Origin of the sequence: Alteromonas sp. C1M14 (assembly GCF_018860965.1) — a bacterium.
Taxonomy (GTDB): domain Bacteria; phylum Pseudomonadota; class Gammaproteobacteria; order Enterobacterales; family Alteromonadaceae; genus Alteromonas.
Window position 1 is genome coordinate 76942 of the sequence record NZ_JAHKQF010000013.1, and the last position, 25273, is coordinate 102214.

Genomic DNA, 25273 nt, shown 5'->3' on the forward strand with positions numbered 1-25273 from the left:
TATGTTAAATATGTAACTTAAATTATGCTAAATCGTGCGTCTCAACCCTTTGTTCGGCTAGTTGAAAAATACCTGCCAGATCCCTTTGTCCTTGTTTTACTGCTTACCTTGGTGACATTTTGTGCGGCTTATATGGTGGAAGGCCAAGCTCCCATGGTTATTCTTCAGCAGTGGGGAGGAGGTATGTGGGGGTTGCTTACATTTTCTATGCAAATGCTCCTGGTTTTAGTTAGTGGGTACATGTTGGCAAGTACCCCAGTGGTAAAACAAATTTTAGAAAAACTGGCCGTGTTGGGAGATACACCAGGAAAAGCCATTGTACTGGTAACCTTGGTTGCGCTTAGTACCAGTTGGCTAAATTGGGGCTTTGGTTTGGTGGCAGGGGCGTTGTTTGCTAAGGCCCTCGCCCGGCGCACCGCGGTTGATTACCGTTTATTAGTGGCGAGTGCGTACTCGGGGTTTGTTGTCTGGCATGGCGGCCTTGCTGGCTCGATACCGTTAGCGATTGCCACCCCAGGGCATTTTGCTGAAGCACAAATAGGGGTGATTGATACCGGACAAACTTTGTTTTCCACCCTTAATCTTGTTTTGCTGGCACTTTTGTTTGTTATTGTGCCGGTGGTAAATCGTTTAATGCTTCCTGACGCAAAAAACAGTGTTATCGTGTCTGCCCAATCCCTACAAGACCCACCCGTGGCGAACATGACGTCGACGCGACCGGCGGATAAATTAGAAAACAGTGTCATCTTATCGCAACTTATCGGTTTTGCCGGGCTTATCTATCTTGGTTACTTTTTTTACCAAGGTGGCAGCCTTAACCTTAATATCGTCAACACCTTGTTTTTGTTTCTTGCCATTACTCTTCATGGCACCCCTCGTCGCTTACTCCATAGCCTACAACAAGGAATGAAAGGGGGTGGCGGCATCCTTATCCAGTTTCCCTTTTATGCTGGCATTATGGCGGTAATGGTTCAGTCTGGCTTAGCACAAACCCTTTCTACGTGGCTTATAAGCTTTGCTAGCGCCGACTCTCTTGCTGTGTGGAGTTTTATCAGTGCTGGCGTAGTCAATATATTTGTGCCCTCAGGAGGGGGACAGTGGGCAGTACAGGCGCCTGTTATGTTGCCTGCGGCGATAGAATTAGGCGCCGATGTGAGTAAGGTGGCCATGGCAGTGGCATGGGGTGATGCCTGGACGAATCTAATTCAGCCTTTTTGGGCGTTACCTGTATTGGCCATCGCCGGATTGCGAGCCAAGGACATAATGGGGTTTTGTCTAATGCAATTGCTAGTCACCGGGTTGATCATCGGCTTGTGTTTACGCTTTTTATAGCCTAAACAAAAACACCGCCTAAAGGCGGTGTTTTTACTTATTTAATCAACTTAAACATTAAAGCGGAAGTGAATAACGTCACCGTCTTTAACGATATATTCTTTACCTTCAAGACGCCATTTACCGGCATCTTTAGCACCTTGCTCACCACCGAATTCGACGAAATGGTCGTAGCTGACGATTTCAGCTCGGATAAACCCTTTTTCAAAATCTGTGTGGATTTTACCCGCCGCTTGCGGTGCTGTAGAACCTTCAGGGAAGGTCCAGGCGCGGACTTCTTTTACACCGGCTGTAAAATAGGTTTGTAGTGTCAGCAGGTTATAACCGGCACGGATAACACGGTTTAAGCCCGGCTCTTCTAAGCCCATGTCTTCCATGAACTCATCGCGTTCATCGTCATCGAGTTCGGCGATTTCGCTTTCAATTTCAGCACACACCGCAACTACCACAGCATCTTCATTTGCAGCAATAGCTTTTACTTGATCAAGGTACGGGTTGTTGTCAAAACCCTCTTCATTTACATTGGCAATGTACATAGTGGGCTTCATGGTCAGCAGGTTCATGTAACTGATGGCTGCCACTTCTTCTTTCGCCAATTCTAACGAGCGAACCAGTTTGCCTTCATCTAAATGTGGCTTAACTTTCTCAAGTACTTTAAGCTCAAATTTGGCATCGGCATCGCCGCCTTTTGCGCGTTTGCCAACACGAAGGATGGCTTTTTCAGTGGTTTCTAAATCAGACAACGCCAGTTCGGTATTGATAACATCAATGTCGTCCTGGGGGCTAACTTTACCGGACACATGCACGATATTGTCATTTTCAAAACAACGAACAACATGGCCAATGGCATCGGTTTCACGAATATTGGCTAAGAATTTGTTACCTAAGCCTTCACCTTTAGAGGCGCCTTCAACCAAACCGGCAATATCCACAAATTCCATGGTGGTAGGGATAACCCGTTGAGGGTTTACGATTTCTGCCAGCTTGTCTAAGCGCAAATCCGGTACAGGTACTACACCGGTATTCGGTTCAATGGTACAAAAAGGAAAGTTAGCCGCTTCGATTCCGGCTTTGGTGAGTGCGTTAAATAGGGTAGATTTACCCACATTTGGCAAACCAACGATGCCACATTTAAAACCCATGAGCTTGACCCTTGTCTGGTTATGTACCCGGAACGTCAGCTTTAAAACTGTGTAGTCTGTTCTGGGCTTGTTTTAAGTCGTTTTTAATTAATATTTCAGTACAACGAATGGCTTCATCTATGGCATCAACAATAGCATCTTTTTCACTTGCCTGAGGCTTCCCAAGTACATGACCGGTAACCTTGCTTTTATGGCCTGGATGGCCAATGCCTATTCGCAACCTGAGGAAATCTTTGTTATTACCCATACGGGCAACGATGTCTCGGACACCATTTTGGCTTGAACTACCGCCAACTTTAAATTTGGCAACGCCAGGTGGTAAATCTAATTCATCAAAAGCAACCAAGATATTCTCTGCCGGGATCCGGTAGAAATTTGCCATGGCTGAAACAGCCTGACCACTTTTATTCATAAAGGTGGTGGGGTAGAGCAGACGAATATCTTGAGTGCCTACAGTAATGCGGCCGGAATAACCAAAAAACTTACTTTCTGGTTTTAAACTAGTATTAAAACGCGCAGCTAACTCATGCAGGTACCAAGCACCGGCATTATGACGTGTGTTTTCATATTCTGGGCCTGGATTTCCCAGGCCCACAATCAGACGAATATCTGACAAACTGATTATTCCTCAGTTGTGCCTTCTTCGTCACCTTCGCCGTCTGCATCAGCAGCTTTAGGCGCAGGCTTAACAGTCACTACTGCCAAATCATGAGTTTCATCACCTTTAGCCAACTCTATAGAGCTAACGCCAGCAGGCAATGTAAGATCAGATAAGTGAACAGTGTGATCCATGTCTACATTTGCCATGTCAACTTCAACGAACTCAGGCAAATCTTTAGGCAGACAAGTAATGTCGATTTCATTTACGTGGTGTTCTGCAATACCGCCAGCTTTGATAGCTTCAGATTGCGCTTCATTTACAAAGTGTAAAGGAACACTGGTAGTCAGCTTCTCGCCAGCAATGATGCGTTGGAAGTCAACGTGCATGATTTTAGGCTTGTAAGGGTGACGCTGCATGTCTTTAACCAATGCTTCAACAGGCTTTCCGTCGATGTTCAATGTTAAAACATGAGAGTAAAATGCTTCAAAGTCAGCGGAGTTATTAACTTTGTTATGATCAAGCGTTAACGCGATTGGCGCTTCTTCGCCACCGTAAAGGATAGCAGGTAATTTATCAGCATGACGAAGGCGGCGGCTCGCACCTTTCCCTAAATCAGTACGGATTTCTGCTTCCAAAGTAAAAATTGCACCAGACATATGTATGTCTCCGTAGTAAGTAATTAATAGTGTGCAGATTTTTGCGACCAAAATCTGCGATTAGTTAGGCCATTGCTAAGCGCAATACCTACACCCAAAATAAAAGGGCGGCGAATTCTACCACCACCCTGTTACAGATACAAACGGGAATTTAATCACCCCTGGCACAACCGGGCGATAAAGTAAAATGGGGGTTACATCTCGTTAGAGGGTAAGGAAACCTGGCTTGCATCCATATTCACGATTTCTTTAACCGTAAACAGTACGCCAAATTGTCTGGTGGTGGCCATGTCGGTCACGGGCTTACCTTTGACGGTGAGTTTCATCCCGTTTTTACGGTACTGCTTGTCTAGGTTACGTAACATGTAGTGCTTGCCGTCGGTGGTAATAAAGCCTAAAAAACCACCTTCCTGGGGTTGATAGACCAGTTTGCCGGTCAGTGTTTCAAGGTCGGTCATAGCGGTTCCCGGTGGTTGCTCGGTATGCATGGCATTGGGGGCGGTGTCTTGTACGGTATGAGGGATGTGTTCTTCGTTGCATCCTGTCAGCGTTAAAGCGGTTGTTATTAAAGTGGCATAAACAAAACGTGTCACAGACTGTCTCCTGATTTTTCTGTAATCGTTGCTATGGATAGTGTGCCGTGCTTTATCTGAACGAACAATGAATCTTGTATAGGTTTTTACAGAAAAAAAGAAGCGAGAAGAAAAGAGAAGAAGGCGACGACAGAATAAGAGGCCAGTGACTCGATATGAGTCACTGACTAAACAGGATGTTAGTAATCAAACATGGCAGAAATAGATTCTTCGTTACTAATACGGCGAATGGTTTCGGCTAGCATCTCTGATAATGTTAACTGTTTTACTTTGCCTGTGGCTTTCATCGCATCAGACAGTGGGATACTGTCGGTAACGATGATTTCGTCAATCACAGATTCTTTTAAGTTGGTGGGGGCATTACCGGAAAAAATCGCATGGGTTGCATAAGCATAGACTTTGCGTGCCCCATGATTTTTCAACGCTTCGGCTGCTTTTGCCAGAGTACCGCCAGTATCAATCATGTCGTCTACGATAATACAGTCACGGTCTTTCACATCACCGATGATGTTCATGACTTGTGACACGTTTGCCTTAGGACGACGCTTATCGATGATGGCAAGTTCTGTATCATTAAGTAGTTTTGCTGTGGCTCTAGCCCGCACAACGCCGCCAATATCAGGAGAAACGACAATGGGGTCGACAAAGTCCCGTTCTACCATATCCGCAAGTAGAATGGGTGTACCAAACGCATTATCAACAGGTACGTCGAAGAAACCCTGAATTTGCTCGGCATGTAAGTCGATGGTGAGGACTCGGTCCACGCCCACATTTGACAAGAAGTCTGCAACCACACGGGCTGTGATAGGGACACGGGCGGAACGCACACGACGGTCTTGTCTGGCGTAACCAAAGTAAGGAATAACGGCAGTGATTCGGCCTGCTGAAGCTCGTCGCAATGCATCAATCATTACGATAAGTTCCATTAGGTTATCATTGGTAGGTGCGCAGGTAGATTGGATAATAAAAACGTCCGAACCACGGACGTTTTCATGAATTTCTACGCTGATCTCACCGTCGCTGAAACGACCAACACTGGCATTACCTAGTTTGGTATAAAGGCGTTCGGCAACTTTATGAGCAAGTTCGGGGACAGCATTGCCTGCAAAGAGCTTCATATCTGGCACAAGTGTTTCCTCAGTGCATTGATAATAAGAGGTGGTTGGGGTAGCTGGACTCGAACCAACGAATGGCGGGATCAAAACCCGCTGCCTTACCAACTTGGCTATACCCCAAAAATAATTAGTTCATGTCCGATGCATCGTTCACATGTTTTAGCTTATGGTGTAGTGGCGACGTATTGACGCCTCTGGCAACAAAACCTGCCCATTTTTCCGGCAATGCCTTCAAAATACGTGTAGCTGCGAGTTCATTATCAAAGACCGAAAATACACAGGCGCCTGTGCCCGTCATCCGCGACGGTGCGTAGTGTACCAACCACTGTAATAATTTTGCAACTTCGAGATGCTGCTTACATACAATTGACTGACAATCGTTGTGGGTATTTTCGAATGTATAGTCGTGCCATTCTATGGCCGGTGTGCTGCGTGGTAGCGCCGGTTGAGAAAAAATATCTGCGGTACTTACGTGAACGCCGGGGTTTACCACTAAATACCATTTTTCGGCTAAATTTTCGCTGTGTATTTTTTCACCCACACCGCCCGCAAAGCCGCTACAGCCCTGAACAAAGATAGGTACGTCTGCTCCTAACGCGAGCCCTAGTTGCCCTAACTGTGAGGCGCTAAGCCCACATTGCCATAAATAATTTAATGCCACCAAGGTTGTGGCGGCATTTGATGAACCGCCGCCGATACCACCGCCCATAGGCAGCACTTTTTTAAGCTGAATGTGAGCCCCCTTTTGGGTGCCAGTTTTTTCTTGTAAAAGCCGGGCTGCTTTAATGATCAGGTTATCTTCATCATTTACGCCGTCAATAGAAGGCGAGAGCGTTAATAAACCGGACTCGTTAATGTCAAAGGCCAGGCTGTCACCGTAATCGAGTAACTGAAATAGGGTTTGTAACTGGTGATAACCATTGTCATAGCGCCCGAGAATATGCAAAAACAAGTTAATTTTAGCCGGACTTGGCCACCATTTATCGAGGCTCATCAGCTAATTCCCAGCTATCAATACGAATTTTTATCATGGTGTTGTCTTTATCTGTTTGTCTTAGCGTCAATTGGTAGGGTAGCCAGATCCCTTCTACATTACCATACTGGCTATAGCTCACCTGCCAGGAAGAACAAGTTTCACAATTTGGCGAAAGTGACGCCAATAATTGCTTATCATTTAACTGATAAACATCATCTTTTAACGGTAAGCCTTTTATCCAACTCAATAACTTGTGTACTGGGATATCCCAATTTGTGACTTCGTAAATCAGGGCGGAAGGATCGGAGTGTTCATAAGTCTTGTCGTCGGCTTCAAGAACCGCCAAACCTTGGCTATAATCCATATTTACCAGCGTGATCCCCAGCAGGTTTGTTAATCGAAATTTAAAATCTGCCTGATTGGTTTTCCAATTCATGTTAGCACTTACGGCTTTTTTTCCTTGGCGAATGGCCATCTTTCCTTTGATTTGCCATTGGTTAATGTCGTTCAACTTTGCCAACTGTATAGGAAGGTCTACCGCTTGTTGCGGCCCGTCTGGCAGGGTTGTACAGGCGCTGAGCCAGAAAAAAACGATAAAAACGAGAGCGATGTGACGACGCATAGTGGTCCTATTTCCCTTAATCCAAACTGGCACAATTGAAGTGTAATAGCAGCATTGTTTATGTGAACACAGTTTCATGAGTACTTTCAATCATTTTGGGTTTTTCGTACAATGCCGCTCCGACGACGCCAGCATGAATTTGAATGACCTTAACTGCCCTCGGAATTAACCACAAAACCGCACCTGTTGCCTTACGGGAAAAAGTTGCATTTACACCGGATTCTCTGGTGTCTGCGCTCGCCTCGTTAAAACAGCTGCCAAATGTTGACGAGTCAGTCATTGTGTCTACCTGTAATCGTACTGAAATCTACGTGAAAGGTAACAATGCTAAAGATCTGCTAATGCAATGGTTAGCGGATTTTCATGGTGTGTCTGCTGCAGATATTCAAAATCATAGTTATTTATATGAGCAAGAAGAGGCCGTCAAACATGTGATGAAAGTCGCCAGTGGCCTCGATTCACTTATTTTAGGTGAACCGCAAATTCTGGGGCAAATTAAACAGGCGTTCAGCGATGCCAAACATTCAGGGACGGTAAGTTCTGAGTTCGAGCGTTTGTTTCAACACACCTTTTCAGTGGCAAAACGTGTTCGCTCTGAAACTGAAATCGGTGCCAATGCGGTATCTGTTGCCTTCGCTGCGGTACAATTAGCCAAGCATATTTTTAGTGCTTTGCCCAAGCGTTCTGTGTTGTTGGTCGGCGCCGGCGAAACCATTGAGTTGGTGGCACAGCATTTAAAAGAGCAAGGTGTAAACCGATTAGCGGTTGCAAACCGTACTGTCACCCGAGCCGAAAATTTAGCTCAGCAACTAGATGCGGATGTGCTTACACTGTCTCAGTTGCCGGAGCATCTACACGATTTTGATATTGTCATAAGCTCTACAGCAAGTCAGTTACCATTAATCGGTAAAGGCATGGTAGAAAATGCCTTAAAAAAACGGCGTAACTTGCCCATCTTTCTTGTGGATTTGGCCGTGCCCCGAGATATCGAGTCTCAGGTAAATGAACTAGCTGATGCCTACTTATACACCGTGGACGACTTGCAGCACATTGTGGAGCAAAATCTAGCGTCCCGTGAAGTCGCAGCGCAAGAAGCCGAAAAAATTATTGCTGAGCAAGCTGTGGTGTTTCTGAACTGGAAACAGGCTCAGAAGTCGATTAGCTTGGTACGCGAGTACCGAGAGCGTGGAATGGCATCTCGGGATGAAGCGGTTGCACGTGCGTTAAATCAGTTAGCTGAAGGCAAGCCCCCAGAAGATATTATGCAAGAACTGGCATACAAATTAACCAATGCGCTGATGCATGGTCCTACCCGGGTCTTGCGGGAAGCCGCCCAGAAAAATGATGTCGCATTAACCCAATGGTTGGGACAGTCGATGGATATTACTGGCGATAAGCAAGATAAATAAAGGTATTACTTAATATGAAAGAGTCCGTTGTCAGAAAGCTAGAAACCTTGGTAGAGCGCTTTGATGAAGTTCAGGCCCTGCTAGGGGATCCTGACACCATTTCTAACCAAGACAAATTCCGTGCGTTATCCAAAGAATACAGTCAGTTAGAAGATGTGGTAAAAGGCTTTAATGCCTATCAACAAGCAACCGAAAATTTGCTTTCTGCGCAAGAAATGCTTGCTGAAGATGACGCTGAAATGCGTGAAATGGCGCAAGAAGAAATAAAACAAACCAAAGCTGAAATCACCGAGTTAGAAAGCGCACTGCAAATTTTGTTGCTGCCCAAAGATCCCAATGATGACAACAACTGCTTTTTGGAAATCCGAGCCGGAGCCGGTGGCGACGAAGCTGGTATTTTTGCCGGCGATCTTTTCAGAATGTATAGCCGTTATGCTGAAACTCAGGGCTGGAAAGTGGACGTTGTGAGCCAAAACGAAGGCGAACATGGCGGTTTTAAAGAGGTTATCGCTCATATTTCTGGTGAAGGTGTATACGGTATTTTGAAATTTGAATCTGGCGGCCACCGTGTACAACGGGTACCGGAAACCGAGTCTCAGGGCCGGATCCATACCTCAGCTTGTACGGTGGCTGTATTGCCAGAAATACCAGAATCTGAAGCCATTGAAATTAATTCAGGCGATTTACGTATCGATACCTTTCGCGCGTCTGGCGCGGGTGGTCAGCACGTAAATAAAACCGACTCAGCCATTCGTATTACCCATTTACCTTCCGGTGTGGTGGTGGAATGTCAGGATGAGCGTTCTCAGCACAAAAATCGGGCGAAAGCCATGTCGGTGTTGCAAGCCAGACTGAATCAAATAGAAGAAGAAAAGCGTGCTGCTGAAGAAGCCTCTACTCGACGTAACTTAGTGGGTAGTGGTGATCGCTCCGAGCGCATCCGTACTTATAACTTCCCACAAGGGCGGGTGACGGATCACCGTATTAACCTCACGTTGTATCGTTTAGATGAAGTGATAGAAGGTAATTTGGCGGCGATGCTAGATCCGATTCGACAGGAACACCAAGCAGACTTGCTTGCCTCGTTGGCTGACGATTAATGACGCTTTCCATTGCCCAGGCCTTGGACTGGGCGCGTAACACATTGTCGCGGGGAGAGTCGGCAGACACCGATGCCAAGGTGTTGTTATGTCATGTACTACAACAAAACCGTACTTATCTTTATACCTGGCCCGAAAAGTTACTCACCGAAGACCAACGCCAAACCTATGAATCCCTTGTACACAAACGCGAGGTAGGGGAGCCGGTGGCGTATATAACCGGATACCGGGAATTTTGGTCTTTACGATTGCGGGTGGAGCCATCAACCTTGATCCCTCGCCCCGATACCGAATTGCTGGTAGAAACGGCGTTGACCTTGTTGGATGAGGGCGATACTCAGGTATGTGATCTTGGTACCGGCACCGGTGCTATTGCGTTGGCCATTGCCAGTGAACGGGCGAATGTGCACGTTACCGGAGTGGATAAATTCGCTAATGTGGTAGCCCTAGCGAAAACAAATGCACAAGATAATCAGGTTAAGAATGTGGCGTTTCTGCAAAGTCACTGGTTTGATGCCATCGCGCAGACGACCTTCGATATGATTGTTTCTAACCCGCCTTATGTCGAATCCAATAGCCCTTATCTAGGTCAAGGCGACGTGCGTTTTGAACCTCGTTCAGCCCTCACTGCCGGTGAGGATGGATTAGAAGATATTGTCGATATCATCGATAAAGCACGTCAACATCTACGGTTACATGGTTGGCTTTTAATTGAACATGGGCACAGCCAAGGCCAAGCGATTCGAGAGCAATTTGCCCAAGCAGGGTATCAGGATATCCATACCTATCAGGATCTCGCCGGTTTAGATAGACTCACCGCGGCCAAAAGAGTTTCTTGCGAATAATCGCGCTTACAGTATGCTTTGTTTGGCCACACAAATACGGACAGTATTAGATGAGTGATGATTTTTTCTTTATAGAAGACGATGATGAAGCCATACCAGAAGAACTGGGAAGCTGGAAAGTCCTTATCGTAGACGATGAGCCCGAAGTCCATGCGGTTACCAAACTCGCTCTGAGTGATTTTATCCTTGATGATCGGCGGTTAGAGTTTATTAGCGCTTACAGCGGCGATGAAGCAAAAACGTACTTACGGACCCATAATGATGTGGCTGTGGTATTGCTTGATGTGGTGATGGAAACAGATAACGCCGGGCTGGAAGTGGCACAATTTATTCGAAATGTGCTGGATAACCATTTTACTCGCATTATTTTACGTACCGGACAACCGGGACAGGCACCAGAACGCAGTGTCATTGTTGATTATGACATCAACGACTATAAATCAAAAACAGAACTCACCGCACAAAAACTGTTCACGGTAATGATCGCTTCTTTACGATCTTATCGCGATATTGTGGTAATTGAAGAGAACCGCGCTGGTTTGGAAAAAATCATGGATGCGTCTGCCGATCTCTTTACCTCTCGTTCACTTGAGAAGTTTATGCGGGGCATTATTCAGCAACTTGCGTCTATTATGGGGTTTTCAAAAGACGCCGCTTACATTACCAATGCGGTGGCGGTGTCTCGTCCCCTTCGGCAGCCTTCTTCTCGTGAGCTGTTTGTGTTTGCCGGCAACGGCGAGTACGCCGGCAAGGAAGGTAAGCGCTTAAATGAGACGATCCCCGAAGATGCCTATCAATTATGTCAGCAAGCCCTGAAAGAAAAGCGCATTATTTTTGGTGAAGATTACGTGGTGGCTTATTGTTACAGCAAACACCATAAAGACTCGCTACTTTACCTGTCAGGTATTCCCCGAAAATTAAGCGAAACCAACATGCATTTACTTAAGTTGTTTTCCGAAAACGTGCAATTGGCTTTTGAAAACGTGTTGGTTACTCAAGAGGTCGAAAGTACCCAACGGGAAATAATTGAGCGACTTGGCATTGCCATGGAAGGGGCTGATGGGGGTGGCAATCACATTAAACGAATGGTCGAAATGGCTGAACTTCTCGCCCGCTATGTCGGTTTAAGTGAGCGGGACATCGTCACCTTGCGTTTGGCTATTCCACTGCATGATGTGGGTAATGCACAAGTTTCCTCTCATATACTCGTAAAGCCAGACACCCTGACTGACGAAGAACGGTTTGCCATTAGGCAGCATTCAGAATTCGGTTATCAGATCCTAAAAGATTCAGACAGCCCGACGATTCAATTAGCCTCCATACTGGCCAGAGAGCATCATGAAAGGTGGGATGGAAAAGGGTATCCCATGGGATTAAAAGGCGAAGAAATTCAGTTACAAAGCCGAATTGCTACTGTGGTGGATGTTTTCGACGCCCTAATGAACAAGCGCCCATACAAAGAAGCATGGTCATTAGATAAAACCGTGGCAACATTACAAGGGGAAAGCGGCCGGCATTTTGATCCGCGATTGGTTAAATACATGCTGGAAAACATAGAACGTTTCAACGAAATTCAACAGCGCTGGAAAGACAGCTAAAAAAGAAAAAAAAGGATACGATTATGTATATGATGGCCAAACATATTCACCTTACCGCCGTTGCGTTAAGTGTATTTTTGTTTGTTTTACGATTTATCTGGTCACAGTTTTCACCTGCTGTGTTGGAAAAAAAGTGGTTAAAAATCACTCCTCACGTGGTAGATACCATCTTGTTGATCAGTGCGCTTTCTTTATGCGTCATGCTAAATCAATACCCCTTTGTACAAGGTTGGTTAACGTTTAAAGTGGTAGGGTTAGTGGTGTATATTTTGATGGGTTTATTTGCCCTTAAATGGGCCCGCAATGCACCGCTAAAATGGATTGGTTTTATTGGCGCATTAACCTGGTTAGCGTTGATCGCCAAGGTTGCGGTGACCAAACAACCTTTATTCTTTTAGTAAGAGAAAATAATCATGACACAGTCTCGAACAGAAATTGCAGTGGGTAATGTTTCTGTTGCCAACGATAATCCGTTTGTTCTTTTTGGCGGAATGAACGTGCTCGAATCCCGTGATTTGGCAATGAGAATTGCCGAACACTATGTAGAGGTTACCCAACGGTTGGGTATTAACTATGTATTTAAAGCCTCTTTTGATAAAGCCAATCGGTCGTCGGTGTCATCGTATCGTGGACCGGGTATGGATGCAGGCCTAAAGATTTTTGAAGAAATAAAAGACACCTTTAAGGTGCCTGTGATCACCGATGTGCACGAACCCCATCAGGCGGCACCAGTAGCAGAAGTGGTGGATGTTATTCAGTTGCCCGCTTTTTTGGCTCGCCAAACGGACCTGGTGGTAGCAATGGCCAAAACCGATGCTGTGATCAACGTGAAAAAGCCGCAATTTTTGGCTCCCCATGAAATGCGCCATATCATTGCCAAATTAAACGAAGCGGGCAATGACAACGTCATTTTATGCGAACGAGGCTCTTGCTTTGGCTACAATAACCTTGTGGTCGATATGTTGGGTATGGATGCGATGAAAGCCTACGCGCCAGTGATTTTTGATGCGACCCATGCGTTACAAATGCCAGGAGGAAGAGCAACGTCAGCAGATGGTCGACGTGCACAAGCGGCACAGTTAGCTCGCAGTGGTATGGCATTAGGATTAGCAGGATTATTCATTGAAGCACACCCGAATCCGGATGAAGCGAAATGTGATGGACCTTGTGCATTACCGCTGTCTAAATTAGAGCCGTATTTGCAACAAATGAAAGCATTAGATGATTTGGTGAAGGGTTTTGCGCCGTTAGATACAAGTGCAACCTAAGGCGTCTGATGGCGAGTGCCGGTAACTTACGTTACCGGCATTCGTATCAGGTGTGGGTAAAGGATTATTCGCTTTTGTCAGCGTCCTTTATTACAACGGTCGCTTCGTCAGACATTACTAACAAAGTTTTAGATGCGTGTTCTACGCTACCTGTTGCCAATGTTGCTGAGACTTGAGCCTTAATGTCCACAGACACAGGAGCAAGCTCGATTTTTTCGATTACTGGCGTAAACGGGCTTTGTACCGGCATTTCTGCACTGATAGTTGGATAAGCAGTTGTAGCAGCAAGCATTACAGCCATTTGGCTGAAGAATTTTTTGAATTTAGTCATATCACACCTAATAAAATTAATTTAATATCTATTAACAAGTTGTCTACTTTCATTAACATTAGGCGTTTGTAACTTATTGAACAAAAACGCCTGTCTTTGAAAGCGGGCGAATAATAAACAGTTTTAATGAAATATTAAATCGAGTAAATATAGGGGTGATGGATTAGATTAACTAATCCGAAGTTGCAACTAAAGTTTAATCCTTCGATGCCAAATTATTAAGCCGTGCTTTATCTTCATCGAGTTCAGCCATTCTCTGTCATTAGTGTTTTCGCTAAGCGTCTTATAAATATGCCTGAAGGTAGCGCCATCAGTGCGGTAGCGAAAATTAATAAGGGACGGAAGTGGCGACAAATTGGTGCAGTTATCCAGCTTGCTTTTGTTTGACAACATTGGGTAACTCATGAATACTTTCTCAGCTTCTATGTTTTCCCAAAAGTCGTGTGATGTCGCATAAACAGAAATATCTTAGCTTTTTATTGTTCTATCACGATTTCGGCTACCAAAGGGTGCTTAATTGTCTAATAAACAATCCATGCCTTACATGTCTAACTCTTGTGCATATCAGGTTTTCCCATGAATAGACGTTTACCGCCGCTCAATGCGTTGAAAGCCTTTGAGGCTGCAGCTCGACATCTCAGTTTTACTAAAGCGGCAGATGAACTGTTTGTTACCCAAGCTGCGGTAAGTCATCAAATAAAAGCATTAGAAGAGTTTTTGTCGATGAAATTGTTTTTGCGTCGCAATCGCTCACTTTTGCTTACTGAAGAAGGGCAGGCTTACTTTCTCGAATTAAAAGATATTTTTAAGCACTTGCAAGAGGCCACAGAGCGCTTACTGGCCAAAGGCAGTAAGGGGGCGATCACGGTGGCAATGCCGCCAAGTTTTGCCAGCCAGTGGTTAGTGCCGCGCATTAGCCGATTTAGCGTGGAACACCCAGATATTGATGTACGCATAAAGGCGGTGGATTTTGATGAGGGCTTCTTAGAAGATGACGTAGATGTTGCTATTTATTACGGCAAAGGGCGTTGGTCAGGGGTGAAGGCGGACAAACTGCACACCGAATATCTTACTCCTCTTTGTGCCCCTTCTTTATTTAATGGCCCAAGGCCTCTTTCGCGATTAAGCGATCTTCGTCACCATATTTTGTTGCACGACATGAGCCGAGAGGCGTGGAAAAATTGGTTAAAGGCGGTGGGCGTAACGGGTGTGAACGTTAACCAAGGGCCGGTATTTAGTCATTCTATGTTAGTGTTACAAGCGGCGGCATTAGGTCAGGGGATTGCTTTGGGTAACACCATATTGGCGAAACCGGAATTAGATGCAGGCCGTCTAATCATGCCTTTTGAAGAAAAAGTCGCCAGTCGCGATGCCTTTTACATGGTATGTGATGAATCTCAGGCCGATTTAGGTAAAATCGCCGCGTTTCGCGAATGGATATTAGGTCAGGTGGAAGAAGAACAAAATGACATTTAGCACAATACGTGATGATGCCAGTGACGCTAAAGGGTTATTTATTTTTGCCCATGGCGCTGGTGCCGGTATGTCCTCTACGTTTATGGCGGATATGGCATCCCGACTATGCGCCCAAGGGATCAGCGTACTTCGTTTTGACTTCCCTTATATGCAAACCATGACAGAAACAGGCAAACGTAGACCGCCGGATAAAGGGGATAAACTGCTTAGCCATTATTTGGCGTTGGTAAGGGAAGTGAGAAAGTCATATTCGGGGCGTTTATTTATTGGCGGTAAATCCATGGGCGGCAGAATGGCTACCATGGCATTAGACCAGTGCGACGCAGACGGTGCGTTGGTGTTTGGTTATCCTTTTCATCCGCCAGGCAAACCGGAAAAGCTAAGAACTGACCATTTACACTCTTCCCACAAACCCATGTGTATTATCCAGGGAGAAAGAGATACCTTCGGACACCAAAATGAAGTGACAGATTATAAATTGCCAGCCAATATTCACCTTCATTTTTTACCCGATGGCGATCATAGTTTTAAACCACGTAAAGCCAGTGGTTATGATCTCGACACCCATATCAGTACCGCTGCAACCATAGGCAGCCAGTTTATTCGTACATTGGAGAAGTAAATGAGACGTTTTGCCATTATTGGCGCGGTGGCCGCACTACTAGCGGTTATCTTTGGCGCGCTAGGCGCTCATGCACTAAAAACGGTGCTATCACCGGCACACCTTAGTGCCTTTCATACGGCCGTGAACTATCAAATGTATCATGGCTTGGCGTTACTGATATTGGCGGTTACCAATAACTATACAGCAAGCAAGTTTGCAAAACTGGCAGGGTATTTTTTTGTATCTGGCATACTTTTATTCAGCGGTAGTATTTATTTGCTTACGTTAGCGAAATGGACACTAGTGGGGCCTGTTACGCCCATCGGTGGTGTATGTTTAATGGTGGGTTGGATTTGTCTTATCCTCGGTCTAGTTAAAGGGGCCGCTCATGAATAGTTTGTTGGCTTATTGCCGTCCGGGCTATGAAGGAGATGTGGCAGGAGAACTGACCCAATGCTGCGCCGATTTGCAGGTCTTTGGTTATCCACTGTTTGTTGCGGGACAAGGGTTTGTGGTTTTTCATTGCTATGAACCAGGCGATGCAGAGAAAATAGGTAAAAAACTGGCGGTGTCTGAAACCATATTTGCCCGCCAAATTATTGTGATCACCCATCACTTTGATGATTTAGAAAAAAAAGACCGATTAGGCCCTATTATGCGGGCCATAGAAGAGTCGGACACCGATGCACATACCAATACCTTATTGCAGGTTGAACATGCCGATACGGAAGCGGGTAAAGAATTGGCTAAATTTTGCCGTAAGTTTACTGTGCCGTTACGGCAAGGATTACGCAAGTCGGGACGCCTTACTTATAAAGAAAAACCCCACGGTAGAGGGATCCACGTTTTCTTCACCGATTATGACAAATGCTACATCGGGCATTCTTATGGTAAACAAAGAAGTGCTTTTGCTAACGGTATTTGTCGCTTAAAGTTTCCCAGTGGCGCGCCTAGTCGCTCTACATTAAAGCTGGAAGAAGCCATTCTTACCATGCTAACTGAAACTCAGCGGCAATGTATTTTTAGGGAAGGGGGCACCGCTGTGGATTTAGGCGCGTGTCCTGGCGGCTGGACTTATCAGTTAGTAAAAAGAGAACTGTCCGTAGAGGCCATCGATAACGGCTTAATTGATGAGCATTTAATGGCTACAGGACTGGTAAATCACTATGCTGAAGACGGATTTACCTATAGACCAAAATTTGGCCGTGTAGATTTGCTAGTCTGTGATATGATAGAGCGCCCCGACAGGGTGGCGGCACTGATGAGCGACTGGTTATATAAAGGCTGGGCTGATCACGCCATATTTAACCTGAAACTGCCAATGAAAAAACGCTATGAAACAGTGGTGGCTGCTCTGGGTGAAATAAAAACGCGGTTGGGAAAGGCGCAGCATGGTTACACAATCAATGTGAAGCACCTTTATCACGATCGCGACGAAGTTACGGTTACTGTCATAAAAGCTTAATCGGCTGATGGTTTTTGTAACTTTATGATTTTATAGAAAAAATAGAAGGCTTGGCGCGGAACAGCTGAATAAGTTTTAGACTTTTTTCACAAAGGGCTGTAAATCTGGTATTAAAATCCTTTATAATCCCGCCGTTTTTTTACTCTGAACCAACGAAAGTGAACTAATGTCAGACTTATCTCATTACAGAAACATTGGTATTTTTGCTCACGTAGACGCGGGCAAAACCACCACTACAGAACGTATTTTGAAACTCACCGGTAAGATCCACAAAACAGGTGAAGTACACGACGGTGAGTCAACGACTGACTTCATGGAACAGGAAGCTGAGCGTGGTATTACCATTCAGTCAGCTGCAACAACCTGTTTCTGGAAAGATCATCGTATGAATATCATCGATACCCCAGGACACGTTGACTTCACAGTTGAAGTATATCGTTCACTGAAAGTACTTGACGGTGGTATTGGTGTATTTTGTGGTTCTGGCGGTGTTGAACCTCAGTCAGAAACTAACTGGCGCTATGCTAACGAATCAGAAGTTGCCCGTTTGATCTTCGTGAACAAACTAGACCGTATGGGTGCTGATTTCTATCGTGTTGTCGGCCAAGTGAAAAAAGTACTTGGTGCAAACCCACTGGTTATGACTCTGCCAATTGGTATCGAAGATGACTTCGTCGGTGTAGTAGACGTACTTGAGCAAAAAGCTTTTGTATGGGATGACACCGGTTTACCAGAAAACTATGAAATTCAGGACGTGCCTGCCGATATGGTAGACAAGGTTGCTGAGTACCGTGAACAGTTGATCGAATCTGCTGTTGAAATGGATGACGACCTGATGATGTCTTACATGGATGGCGAAGAGCCTTCTATTGAAGACATCAAGCGTTGTATCCGTAAAGGTACTAAAGACATGACCTTCTTCCCCACGTTCTGTGGTTCGGCATTTAAAAACAAAGGTATGCAGTTAGTTCTGGATGCAGTTGTTGATTACCTGCCAAGCCCAACAGAAGTTGATCCTCAGCCGTTAACTGATCCAGATACGGGTGAAGCGACAGGTGAAGTTGCTGTAGTTTCTACCGACGAACCTTTCCGCGCACTGGCATTCAAAATCATGGATGACCGCTTTGGTGCCTTGACCTTTATTCGTATTTACTCTGGTAAGTTGAACAAAGGTGACACCATTCTTAACAGTGCCACAGGCAAAACTGAGCGTATCGGCCGTATGGTTGAAATGCACGCCGATGAACGTACAGAACTGACTAGCGCACAAGCCGGTGATATTCTTGCGGTTGTAGGTATGAAAAACGTACAAACTGGTCACACATTGTGTGATCCTAAGCACGAATGTACTCTTGAACCTATGATTTTCCCTGAGCCGGTAATCTCTATCGCTGTTAAGCCTAAAGATAAAGGCGCTAACGAGAAGATGGGTATCGCGATTGGTAAATTGGTTGCAGAAGATCCGTCTTTCCAAGTTGAAACTGATGAAGATTCTGGTGAAACCATCCTTAAAGGTATGGGTGAACTTCACTTGGATATCAAAGTTGATATCTTGAAGCGTACTTATGGCGTTGAGCTTGAAGTAGGTCAACCTCAGGTTGCTTACCGTGAAACTATCACTCAAGCCGTTGAAGACAGCTATACCCATAAGAAGCAGTCTGGTGGTTCTGGTCAGTTCGGTAAAATCGATTACCGTATCAAGCCAGGTGAAGTTAACACCGGCTATACGTTCACCTCTTCTGTTGTTGGTGGTAATGTTCCTAAGGAATTCTTCCCAGCTATCGAAAAAGGTTTCCGTAGCATGATGGAACAGGGTCCGCTTGCGGGTTACCCCGTGCTTGATGTTGAAGTTGAGTTATACGATGGTGGTTTCCACGCCGTTGACTCCTCAGCCGTAGCCTTCGAAATTGCAGCGAAAGGTGCATATCGTCAGTCTATGCCTAAAGCCGGTCCTCAGATCCTTGAGCCAGTGATGAAGGTTGATGTATTCACGCCAGAAGATCACGTAGGTGATGTTATCGGTGACCTTAACCGTCGTCGTGGTATGATCAAAGACCAAGAAGCAGGCACTACCGGTGTACGTATTAAAGCAGATGTACCACTTTCCGAAATGTTCGGTTACATCGGTCAGCTTCGTACAATGACCTCTGGTCGTGGTCAGTTCTCTATGGAGTTCAGCCACTACTCAGCATGTCCTCAAAACGTTGCTGAAAAAGTTATTGAAGAAGCGAAGGCCCGTAAAGCCGCTAAATAATTCGTCTTTTTCTACTAAAAACCCGCCTATTGGCGGGTTTTTTTATACGCAAAAAATAGCTAGGTTTTGCGTTTTTTTAACTACAACGACTTCAGTTTGGCCTGTCTGGCTGAGCGATAAAATGGTTAGGCTGCCTTCTACGAACTGCTAACCCAGTTAGCACCAGACTAAGTATGATAATACTGGCAGGCTCATTGACTTCAACGGGACCATTTTGCGGCTGTAATGCCGATGCCAGCACCGTATCATCTAAGGTGGCCCCGCTTAAATCGTAGCCGTTGATTTGTGACGTTAAGGTATGGGTCGAATCGACGAAGCCACCGTTAATGGCGAAAGACTGGACTTGGGTATAGAGATAAAAAGATTGGTTAGTGGTCACGTTTTGAGAAATACTCATGCTGCCAAAAAATGCACCAGTTGGAAGCATTGTTTCGGATTTAGACTGAAAGGTTGCGGAGTCAAGCACACCGTCCATTGTGGGGAAAAAGCCACCACTAGCATAAATGTCATCGGCGAATAGTACCGTCACGTTATAATGACTGTCTAGATCACTTCCCCAGACATCATTGGACATAAGGAAATTGAAATCTACCGTAAACTCGATAACCGCATCTTCTCCTGTCCAGAGGTATTGCTGATAAGCGAACAAATTTACGCCATTTCGCTGTTGAGTATCGGACGTAATTTCAAACTTAAATTCCGGCACTGAAAATTTCGACGGATCTAGAAGCAGTGTGCCGCTGCTGTATTCATTCCCATAGGAAAGCACATTCGTCGTGTCAATTATTTGCTCTTCGATGGTAACGTTACCACTCGCTGATAACGATTCACTGATACATTGGCTTTCATTACCTGCGGTTGGACAATCACGTATGGTAAGAAGTGATCCTAGACTCTGTGAAACCAACCCTGCACTTACGTTACACGCAATAAGTGCTAATCCTAAAACGCTCATTATTTTCATCATTAGGTGTTCTTCCTGTGTGTTTTTTGAACACAAGCAAGTCTTGAACCACCAAATATAAATAACTTAAGAACAATAACTTAAAAATAAAATTATGAAATAAAACAATGGTGTGTAAAAAAAGTAGACACTCAAAAGTGTGCAAAATAGCCATCTAAGGGGAAGGGGGATCGCCTAAGATTGGCTTGGTGTTTTTTAGTGCCGTTTTTAATTGGGCTAGGGTAGTTTTGATGACCACTTTGGGATCCGGTGCATCATACTCTTGGTGTTCAAAATATTCGGTAATGGTTAAAAAGCGACGTCTAACCGGGTCAGGGAGAGTGCCTTTTACGGTGGCAAAATAGCGCCTTGCACTTTTATCCTCACGGCGGATGCCGGTAAATTTTTCGATTAGCTGAACGGCAGTTAAGTAATTTCTTTGATGTTCGGCTAAAGGTGCGCGCTGCCGTCTCGGCATAAAGTACAGCGTTAACAAGCCTATAATCAGCAGAATGATGCTGCTGCCAAGCAAGGCGATGCGAAGGGGCGATAGCTTGCCGAGTATATGTTTGAAAATATCTGTCTGACGTTCTTCGTTAAACCCAAGAAACCAGCGACTCCACATGTAATCCATTTTTGCCCCTAGGGCGCTAAAATAGGCAAATATACCTTGATGAGACAGGCCGTTAAATGGATGTTCGCCTATTAATTCACCGGAGTAGCGAGCAGCATGTTCAAAGCCCCCGTTTACTCGAGAAGGGGCAACCATGGTGGTGGGATCAAATTGCTGCCAGCCATTTTCGTCGATCCAAGCTTCAACCCATGCATGGGCATCGTATTGGTAGATAGACAAGGTATTGTCATTCAGTGCAGTGCCACCTTGGTAGCCGCTGACAATTCGGGCGGGAATACCCGCTAATCTAAATGCATAGGCCATGGCACTGGCATAGTGGGCGCAAAATCCGGCCTTGTAGGTAAATAAAAAGCTATCGACAGGGTCTGTGGTCATTGGCGGCGGCGTTAAGGTATATTCGAAGTCATTGTGTTTAAAATACGCCATCAGTGCTTTCGCAAAGCCTTGGTTGTTAGGGTGTTGCTGGCGCAGGGCTGCAACCCAGTCTACGGTTTCTTCGTTGCCTTGTTCAGGTACCTGCAGGTTAACCTGTGAATCTAGCGAGCCAATTCCTTGATTGCGAATGGTGTTGGGGTAAGAGGTGAGTGCATAGGCATAGCGACTAAAAACCGGTTTACGGGTGCTAAGCTGGTAATCCCAGCCTTGCCATAAATTTTGCGAATAAGAACTGTCAGATGGTGTGGCGGTATCTAATCCAACTAACCATTGCTTTTGCGTTGGCTCTAAAATAATTTCATAGTCTATTGCTACGCCTTGGGTACGAGGCGTAAACACTCGGTTTATCTGTTGAAGTTGGCGTCGAGCAAAATGTCTTGTGTCACTGACTGTCCAGGTTTTTCCATCAAAGCTTTCAAGGGAAAAGGCACGCCAATATCGGTTTTGAGGTGCGGGAGGGCGTTGATCAAAGGTGGCGGTAAAAGCGAGTTTGTCCGATTTAGTGAGTTTTGCAATATCACCTGGCGTCATGGTTTCTGACAACCCCGTTTCTGTTTGTTTACCTTCTGGCATTTTCCATAAAGGAGGTAGACGGGGTAGAAAAACAAACAGAAGTACGGCGACGGGTAATGCCTGTATTAGCAGTATGGCTAAGCGTTTTTGTCTTATTTTTGCGCGAGCATAAGGGGCGTGAGCCGACAATAAGATGTAAAAAAGAAAGATTAGCGCCAGTGCATAAAAAACAGAGCGAAATAAAGACTGATATAAGATAAAGCCACAAGCCACTAAAAAAGTAGCGCAAATAATTAGCTGATAAAAATCTCTGCGATAAGCAATGAGCATTAGCTTTAAAGAACAAGCAAGAATAAGCAAATTGATCATAATGGGAAGCAGGCCCAAATCACCACTGGTTGTTAGTAGTGCAATGGCAGATAACACAGCGAGAAGATTCACCGTGCGTTTTTTGGGCGTATGTTTATTGTGTCCAAAATACAAAGATAGGCGAACAAACAACACGCAACCGCATAACAGTAATACCCAAAAGTGCACGTTTGAACCCATGGACAGGGCGATTACCCCATAAAAGAGTGCGATGAGAATAGTAGGTAGGTAACCTTTTACCGGAATATTCTCCATCATCATAACGTTGTACTCTTTGCAAAAACCGCCAAGGCACGTAAACATGCTTTGCGATGGGCATCTGTATTGGCTGGGGCAATGGTCAACTGATGTAACCTTAGTCCATAGGTTGCCCCCTGACGGGCTAAAGTATCTACCTGCCAACTTAGCCGTTTAAGTGCTAATTCTACGTCTGCGCCATGCTCGGCAATATCAAGGTAGCCGGTTTGCGCCTGAGGCGTACTAAATACCTTGGTGGTCCAGTCGCCTCCTTTAGCAACACGTTTCCAGGCAACACGATGTAATGGGTCGGTTTTCTGCCAAGGCTGTATGGCGTAAAAATCATCGTTTCCCGACGCGATGGTTTGTTGCTCGCCTTCTTCAACCGGGGCGCTAGAAAGAAGTAGAGCGCAGGGTTGCTTTTGTGGGTACACCAAATAGTTTTGGTCAAAATCGATGTGTGTCCAGCAACGGATAAGCCCTAGCGGATAGGCAAGGCTAAAGGTTACTCGGGGCAAGGTAAACTCGCCCCGTTGCGTAGTGCTAACGGGTAAACGAATGGTGGTATCGTCGGACTCTAAATCAATAAGGTGTTTTTGACGTTGGTGTCGCCAGCGTGCTTCTAAATGACCACAGTGTTGTTTCTGCGTGGCAATTTTAATTTGCAGTACTACATCTTCCCCCATAAATACCGGTTTTACTGCTTTGGCATGAAAGTGCAAACCCGAAAAATTTTTATAGGTAGTAAAAAGGGTGATCAACAATAAACTGGCTAAAAATTGACTCATAAACAAGAGCAGATTGTTTTGATAATTAATAGCAAGAATAAAAAGGCACATGGTCATGGCAATGTAGAACAAGCCAAAAAGGCCGGGAAATATAAAAATGTTTTTACGGTTTAACGTGAGCGTTTGCTGAGGCGAAATTCGCTTTTTTAACCAACGTTCGGCGAGTGCCCGTATTGCAACATTTTTTACCATTGTTAAGCAGCCAACGGATCGACACTGTCTAACAGTTGCTGGCTTAGTGCACTTTCTTCACCCCATTCCAGTTGTACGCCTTTTAAGCGATGTTCAGCCACCGCAGCAAATACCGCTTGTACGTCCTCAGGAAGCACGTAATCTCTGTCATGTAAAAACGCCCACGCTTTAGAAGCTCTTAACAAGGCTTTACTGGCCCGTGGTGAAAGCGGTTGAGGGTAAGCCGATTGTTCTCGACTTTTATTTACCAACCTCAAAATATAATGGATGATGCTATCGGCGCAGTTTACCGCTAATGCTTGGCGCTGATAGTCAATTAAATCGACCGGTGAAATGGTATCGGCAAGTTGAAGTTGTGGCTTCATACTAGATTGGGTCAGCATCTGTTTTTCTGCCTCGTAAGAGGGGTATCCTAATGAGATACGCATTAAAAACCGATCCAGTTGGGACTCAGGGAGAGGGTAGGTACCACTTTGATAGCTGGGGTTTTGAGTGGCAATAACAAAAAATGGCGAAGGTAATTGATGGGTTTCGCCGTCAAGACTAACCTGACTTTCTTCCATGGCTTCTAGCAGCGCACTTTGGGTTTTAGGTGAAGCTCGGTTAATTTCGTCGGCTAGAATTAACTCGTTAAAGATAGGCCCTGAGTGAAAGCGAAAGTTATGTTTTTGTTGGTCGAAAACATTCACCCCTAAAATATCCGCGGGTAAGAGGTCTGAGGTAAATTGTATCCGCGAGTAGGATAAATTGAAAACACGGGCCAAGGCATGGGATAAGGTCGTTTTTCCCATTCCAGGTAAATCTTCAATTAATAGGTGGCCTTCGGCAAGCAAACAGGTCATTGCCAGTTTAAGTTGATGTGGTTTACCAATAATGTGCGCTAAAAGCGTGGCTAATATTTGCTGAAAATCTGTACGCATTATCTTACCTTTAAGGACCCATATAGACCATCATGCTACCAAGTTTACATAAATTTTATGTCGTGGTGTCTATACCTAAGTATAGACGGAGCGTGCTGTAGATTGCTTTGATTTATGATGGGACGAATGCCAAGGTTATTTTGTGCTGTTATCGCTTGCCGTGTTGTCTATAATGATCCGGTTTATTAAGGAAGTACGCTATGAAAATAATTGAAATTGACGACGAGCTTTATCATTTTATCGCCGCGCAAACCAAGCATATTGGTGAAAGTGCATCGGATATTCTTCGCCGTTTGCTGTTACCTGCTGCAACTAATGATGACAGCAGCCATAATTCGCCAGTCGTAGAGCAAGCGGTGAACGCTGCTGATTCGGTTCAACCTAAGGCGACTGCGCCTAAACCTGCGGCCAAACGTAGTTCAACACCGCGGGCAAAACCGGCTACCCCTGCGCCACCCATTACTCACGGTACCGGCGATATTCTTGGTCGCTTAAGTGACAATGCGCTGTCCACCTACACAAAGCGGGTAGATCTGTTTTTGTTTATTCTTGCCGAGTTGTATAACATCCATGGCGAAGACTTTGCTAAAGTTGAACAGATTAAAGGAAAGAACCGTATCTACTTTGCAACCAGTAAGGATGCCTTGTTAAATACTGGTAGCAGTACTAATCCAAAGGCCATACCCGATAGTCCCTATTGGGTGGTCACAAACAACAACACGGCGAAAAAAGTCGCCATGCTTGAGCAGGTGTTAACCCTGTTAGGCTATGGTGAACAAACTAGTGAGGCCGTGATTGCAAAATTTGCATAGCCAAATTCGATCTGCACGAGGCAGATTTAATAAATAAGGACAA

General features: G+C 45.2%; 25 protein-coding genes and 1 tRNA gene. 13 read left to right on the plus strand and 13 right to left on the minus strand.

Annotated features, from left to right (window positions below):
• Positions 1–24: 24 nt before the first annotated feature.
• A complete protein-coding gene (locus KO501_RS11585; protein WP_216029834.1) occupies positions 25–1332 on the plus strand; it encodes a TIGR00366 family protein in 1308 nt (435 codons plus the stop codon).
• A 50-nt stretch (positions 1333–1382) separates the two neighbouring features.
• Here the strand turns inward: KO501_RS11585 and ychF are convergent, their stop codons facing one another.
• From ychF to lolB, 8 genes are all read right to left on the minus strand, one after another.
• Positions 1383–2474, minus strand: coding sequence for a redox-regulated ATPase YchF (gene ychF / locus KO501_RS11590; RefSeq protein WP_216029835.1), 1092 nt, complete (start codon positions 2472–2474; stop codon positions 1383–1385).
• Positions 2475–2493: 19 nt separating this feature from the next.
• Positions 2494–3090: an aminoacyl-tRNA hydrolase gene (gene pth, locus KO501_RS11595; RefSeq protein ID WP_216029836.1), complete on the minus strand. Its 597-nt coding sequence runs from the start codon at positions 3088–3090 to the stop codon at positions 2494–2496.
• Positions 3091–3095: 5 nt separating this feature from the next.
• Positions 3096–3731, minus strand: a complete 636-nt coding sequence (locus KO501_RS11600; RefSeq protein WP_216029837.1) for a 50S ribosomal protein L25/general stress protein Ctc — start codon at positions 3729–3731, stop codon at positions 3096–3098.
• 194 nt (positions 3732–3925) lie between these two features.
• Positions 3926–4324, minus strand: a complete 399-nt coding sequence (locus tag KO501_RS11605) for a hypothetical protein (protein ID WP_216029838.1) — start codon at positions 4322–4324, stop codon at positions 3926–3928.
• A gap of 179 nt (positions 4325–4503) precedes the next feature.
• Positions 4504–5451 carry a ribose-phosphate pyrophosphokinase gene (locus KO501_RS11610; RefSeq protein WP_216029839.1) on the minus strand — a complete coding sequence of 316 codons (948 nt, stop codon included), beginning with the start codon at positions 5449–5451 and terminating at the stop codon, positions 4504–4506.
• 32 nt (positions 5452–5483) lie between these two features.
• Positions 5484–5559, minus strand: a tRNA-Gln gene (locus KO501_RS11615).
• 7 nt (positions 5560–5566) lie between these two features.
• Positions 5567–6433: a 4-(cytidine 5'-diphospho)-2-C-methyl-D-erythritol kinase gene (gene ispE / locus KO501_RS11620; RefSeq protein ID WP_216029840.1), complete on the minus strand. Its 867-nt coding sequence runs from the start codon at positions 6431–6433 to the stop codon at positions 5567–5569.
• A complete protein-coding gene (lolB, locus tag KO501_RS11625; protein WP_216029841.1) occupies positions 6420–7037 on the minus strand; it encodes a lipoprotein insertase outer membrane protein LolB in 618 nt (205 codons plus the stop codon). Before lolB ends, ispE begins: the two co-directional genes overlap by 14 nt.
• Before the next feature lie 143 nt (positions 7038–7180).
• Here lolB and hemA point away from each other — a divergent pair, with 143 nt between their 5' ends.
• Genes hemA through kdsA form a run of 6 tightly spaced genes read left to right on the plus strand, consistent with a single transcriptional unit; the run spans position 7181 to position 13257 of the window.
• Positions 7181–8446: a glutamyl-tRNA reductase gene (gene hemA, locus KO501_RS11630; protein WP_216029842.1), complete on the plus strand. Its 1266-nt coding sequence runs from the start codon at positions 7181–7183 to the stop codon at positions 8444–8446.
• 14 nt (positions 8447–8460) lie between these two features.
• Positions 8461–9546, plus strand: a complete 1086-nt coding sequence (prfA, locus tag KO501_RS11635) for a peptide chain release factor 1 (RefSeq protein ID WP_216029843.1) — start codon at positions 8461–8463, stop codon at positions 9544–9546.
• On the plus strand, positions 9546–10391 hold the full coding sequence (gene prmC, locus KO501_RS11640; protein ID WP_216029844.1) for a peptide chain release factor N(5)-glutamine methyltransferase: 846 nt from the start codon (positions 9546–9548) through the stop codon (positions 10389–10391). The genes prfA and prmC overlap by 1 nt, the downstream gene beginning before the upstream one ends.
• A 50-nt stretch (positions 10392–10441) precedes the next feature.
• Positions 10442–11989, plus strand: a complete 1548-nt coding sequence (locus KO501_RS11645) for a DUF3369 domain-containing protein (RefSeq protein WP_216029845.1) — start codon at positions 10442–10444, stop codon at positions 11987–11989.
• 23 nt (positions 11990–12012) lie between these two features.
• Positions 12013–12387, plus strand: a complete 375-nt coding sequence (locus tag KO501_RS11650) for a SirB2 family protein (RefSeq protein WP_216029846.1) — start codon at positions 12013–12015, stop codon at positions 12385–12387.
• 15 nt (positions 12388–12402) lie between these two features.
• Positions 12403–13257: a 3-deoxy-8-phosphooctulonate synthase gene (gene kdsA, locus KO501_RS11655; protein WP_216029847.1), complete on the plus strand. Its 855-nt coding sequence runs from the start codon at positions 12403–12405 to the stop codon at positions 13255–13257.
• A gap of 64 nt (positions 13258–13321) precedes the next feature.
• On the opposite strand, the gene KO501_RS11660 is transcribed toward kdsA, so the two are convergent.
• Complete coding sequence (locus tag KO501_RS11660; protein WP_216029848.1) at positions 13322–13588, minus strand: hypothetical protein; 267 nt, start codon at positions 13586–13588, stop codon at positions 13322–13324.
• A gap of 576 nt (positions 13589–14164) precedes the next feature.
• On the opposite strand from KO501_RS11660, the gene KO501_RS11665 reads away from it, so the two are divergent.
• The 5 genes from KO501_RS11665 to fusA all read left to right on the plus strand — a co-directional run bounded on the left by KO501_RS11665 (position 14165) and on the right by fusA (position 19387).
• Positions 14165–15064, plus strand: coding sequence for a transcriptional regulator GcvA (locus tag KO501_RS11665; protein WP_216029849.1), 900 nt, complete (start codon positions 14165–14167; stop codon positions 15062–15064).
• Positions 15054–15686: an alpha/beta fold hydrolase gene (locus KO501_RS11670; RefSeq protein ID WP_216029850.1), complete on the plus strand. Its 633-nt coding sequence runs from the start codon at positions 15054–15056 to the stop codon at positions 15684–15686. Before KO501_RS11665 ends, KO501_RS11670 begins: the two co-directional genes overlap by 11 nt.
• Positions 15687–16064, plus strand: coding sequence for a DUF423 domain-containing protein (locus tag KO501_RS11675; protein WP_216029851.1), 378 nt, complete (start codon positions 15687–15689; stop codon positions 16062–16064).
• Entirely contained in the window at positions 16057–17133 is a 1077-nt protein-coding gene (gene rlmM / locus KO501_RS11680; RefSeq protein ID WP_216029852.1) for a 23S rRNA (cytidine(2498)-2'-O)-methyltransferase RlmM, read from the plus strand. Before KO501_RS11675 ends, rlmM begins: the two co-directional genes overlap by 8 nt.
• A 166-nt stretch (positions 17134–17299) precedes the next feature.
• A complete protein-coding gene (gene fusA, locus KO501_RS11685; protein WP_216029853.1) occupies positions 17300–19387 on the plus strand; it encodes an elongation factor G in 2088 nt (695 codons plus the stop codon).
• A gap of 91 nt (positions 19388–19478) precedes the next feature.
• Here fusA and KO501_RS11690 read toward each other — a convergent pair whose 3' ends face one another.
• The 4 genes from KO501_RS11690 to KO501_RS11705 all read right to left on the minus strand — a co-directional run bounded on the left by KO501_RS11690 (position 19479) and on the right by KO501_RS11705 (position 24418).
• Positions 19479–20354 (minus strand): hypothetical protein, encoded by an 876-nt coding sequence (locus tag KO501_RS11690; RefSeq protein WP_216029854.1) that lies wholly within the window; start codon positions 20352–20354, stop codon positions 19479–19481.
• A gap of 151 nt (positions 20355–20505) precedes the next feature.
• Complete coding sequence (locus KO501_RS11695; protein WP_216029855.1) at positions 20506–22542, minus strand: DUF3488 and transglutaminase-like domain-containing protein; 2037 nt, start codon at positions 22540–22542, stop codon at positions 20506–20508.
• Positions 22539–23498 (minus strand): DUF58 domain-containing protein, encoded by a 960-nt coding sequence (locus KO501_RS11700; protein ID WP_216029856.1) that lies wholly within the window; start codon positions 23496–23498, stop codon positions 22539–22541. Before KO501_RS11700 ends, KO501_RS11695 begins: the two co-directional genes overlap by 4 nt.
• Before the next feature lie 2 nt (positions 23499–23500).
• Positions 23501–24418 (minus strand): MoxR family ATPase, encoded by a 918-nt coding sequence (locus tag KO501_RS11705; protein WP_216029857.1) that lies wholly within the window; start codon positions 24416–24418, stop codon positions 23501–23503.
• A 200-nt stretch (positions 24419–24618) separates the two neighbouring features.
• Between KO501_RS11705 and seqA the strand changes: the two genes are divergently transcribed.
• Entirely contained in the window at positions 24619–25230 is a 612-nt protein-coding gene (seqA, locus tag KO501_RS11710) for a replication initiation negative regulator SeqA (protein WP_216029858.1), read from the plus strand.
• Positions 25231–25273: the final 43 nt, after the last annotated feature.

Coding starts and splice junctions, on each gene's coding strand:
- KO501_RS11665 (WP_216029849.1), top strand. CDS start 14,165: ATGAATAGACGTTTACCGCCGCTCAATGCGTTGAAAGCCTTTGAGGCT.
- KO501_RS11585 (WP_216029834.1), top strand. CDS start 25: ATGCTAAATCGTGCGTCTCAACCCTTTGTTCGGCTAGTTGAAAAATAC.
- KO501_RS11675 (WP_216029851.1), top strand. CDS start 15,687: ATGAGACGTTTTGCCATTATTGGCGCGGTGGCCGCACTACTAGCGGTT.
- seqA (WP_216029858.1), top strand. CDS start 24,619: ATGAAAATAATTGAAATTGACGACGAGCTTTATCATTTTATCGCCGCG.
- fusA (WP_216029853.1), top strand. CDS start 17,300: ATGTCAGACTTATCTCATTACAGAAACATTGGTATTTTTGCTCACGTA.
- hemA (WP_216029842.1), top strand. CDS start 7,181: ATGACCTTAACTGCCCTCGGAATTAACCACAAAACCGCACCTGTTGCC.
- prmC (WP_216029844.1), top strand. CDS start 9,546: ATGACGCTTTCCATTGCCCAGGCCTTGGACTGGGCGCGTAACACATTG.
- KO501_RS11660 (WP_216029848.1), bottom strand. CDS start 13,588: ATGACTAAATTCAAAAAATTCTTCAGCCAAATGGCTGTAATGCTTGCT.
- ispE (WP_216029840.1), bottom strand. CDS start 6,433: ATGAGCCTCGATAAATGGTGGCCAAGTCCGGCTAAAATTAACTTGTTT.
- rlmM (WP_216029852.1), top strand. CDS start 16,057: ATGAATAGTTTGTTGGCTTATTGCCGTCCGGGCTATGAAGGAGATGTG.
- KO501_RS11690 (WP_216029854.1), bottom strand. CDS start 20,354: ATGATGAAAATAATGAGCGTTTTAGGATTAGCACTTATTGCGTGTAAC.
- ychF (WP_216029835.1), bottom strand. CDS start 2,474: ATGGGTTTTAAATGTGGCATCGTTGGTTTGCCAAATGTGGGTAAATCT.
- KO501_RS11695 (WP_216029855.1), bottom strand. CDS start 22,542: ATGATGATGGAGAATATTCCGGTAAAAGGTTACCTACCTACTATTCTC.
- prfA (WP_216029843.1), top strand. CDS start 8,461: ATGAAAGAGTCCGTTGTCAGAAAGCTAGAAACCTTGGTAGAGCGCTTT.
- KO501_RS11650 (WP_216029846.1), top strand. CDS start 12,013: ATGTATATGATGGCCAAACATATTCACCTTACCGCCGTTGCGTTAAGT.
- KO501_RS11670 (WP_216029850.1), top strand. CDS start 15,054: ATGACATTTAGCACAATACGTGATGATGCCAGTGACGCTAAAGGGTTA.
- KO501_RS11700 (WP_216029856.1), bottom strand. CDS start 23,498: ATGGTAAAAAATGTTGCAATACGGGCACTCGCCGAACGTTGGTTAAAA.
- KO501_RS11705 (WP_216029857.1), bottom strand. CDS start 24,418: ATGCGTACAGATTTTCAGCAAATATTAGCCACGCTTTTAGCGCACATT.
- kdsA (WP_216029847.1), top strand. CDS start 12,403: ATGACACAGTCTCGAACAGAAATTGCAGTGGGTAATGTTTCTGTTGCC.
- lolB (WP_216029841.1), bottom strand. CDS start 7,037: ATGCGTCGTCACATCGCTCTCGTTTTTATCGTTTTTTTCTGGCTCAGC.
- KO501_RS11645 (WP_216029845.1), top strand. CDS start 10,442: ATGAGTGATGATTTTTTCTTTATAGAAGACGATGATGAAGCCATACCA.
- KO501_RS11600 (WP_216029837.1), bottom strand. CDS start 3,731: ATGTCTGGTGCAATTTTTACTTTGGAAGCAGAAATCCGTACTGATTTA.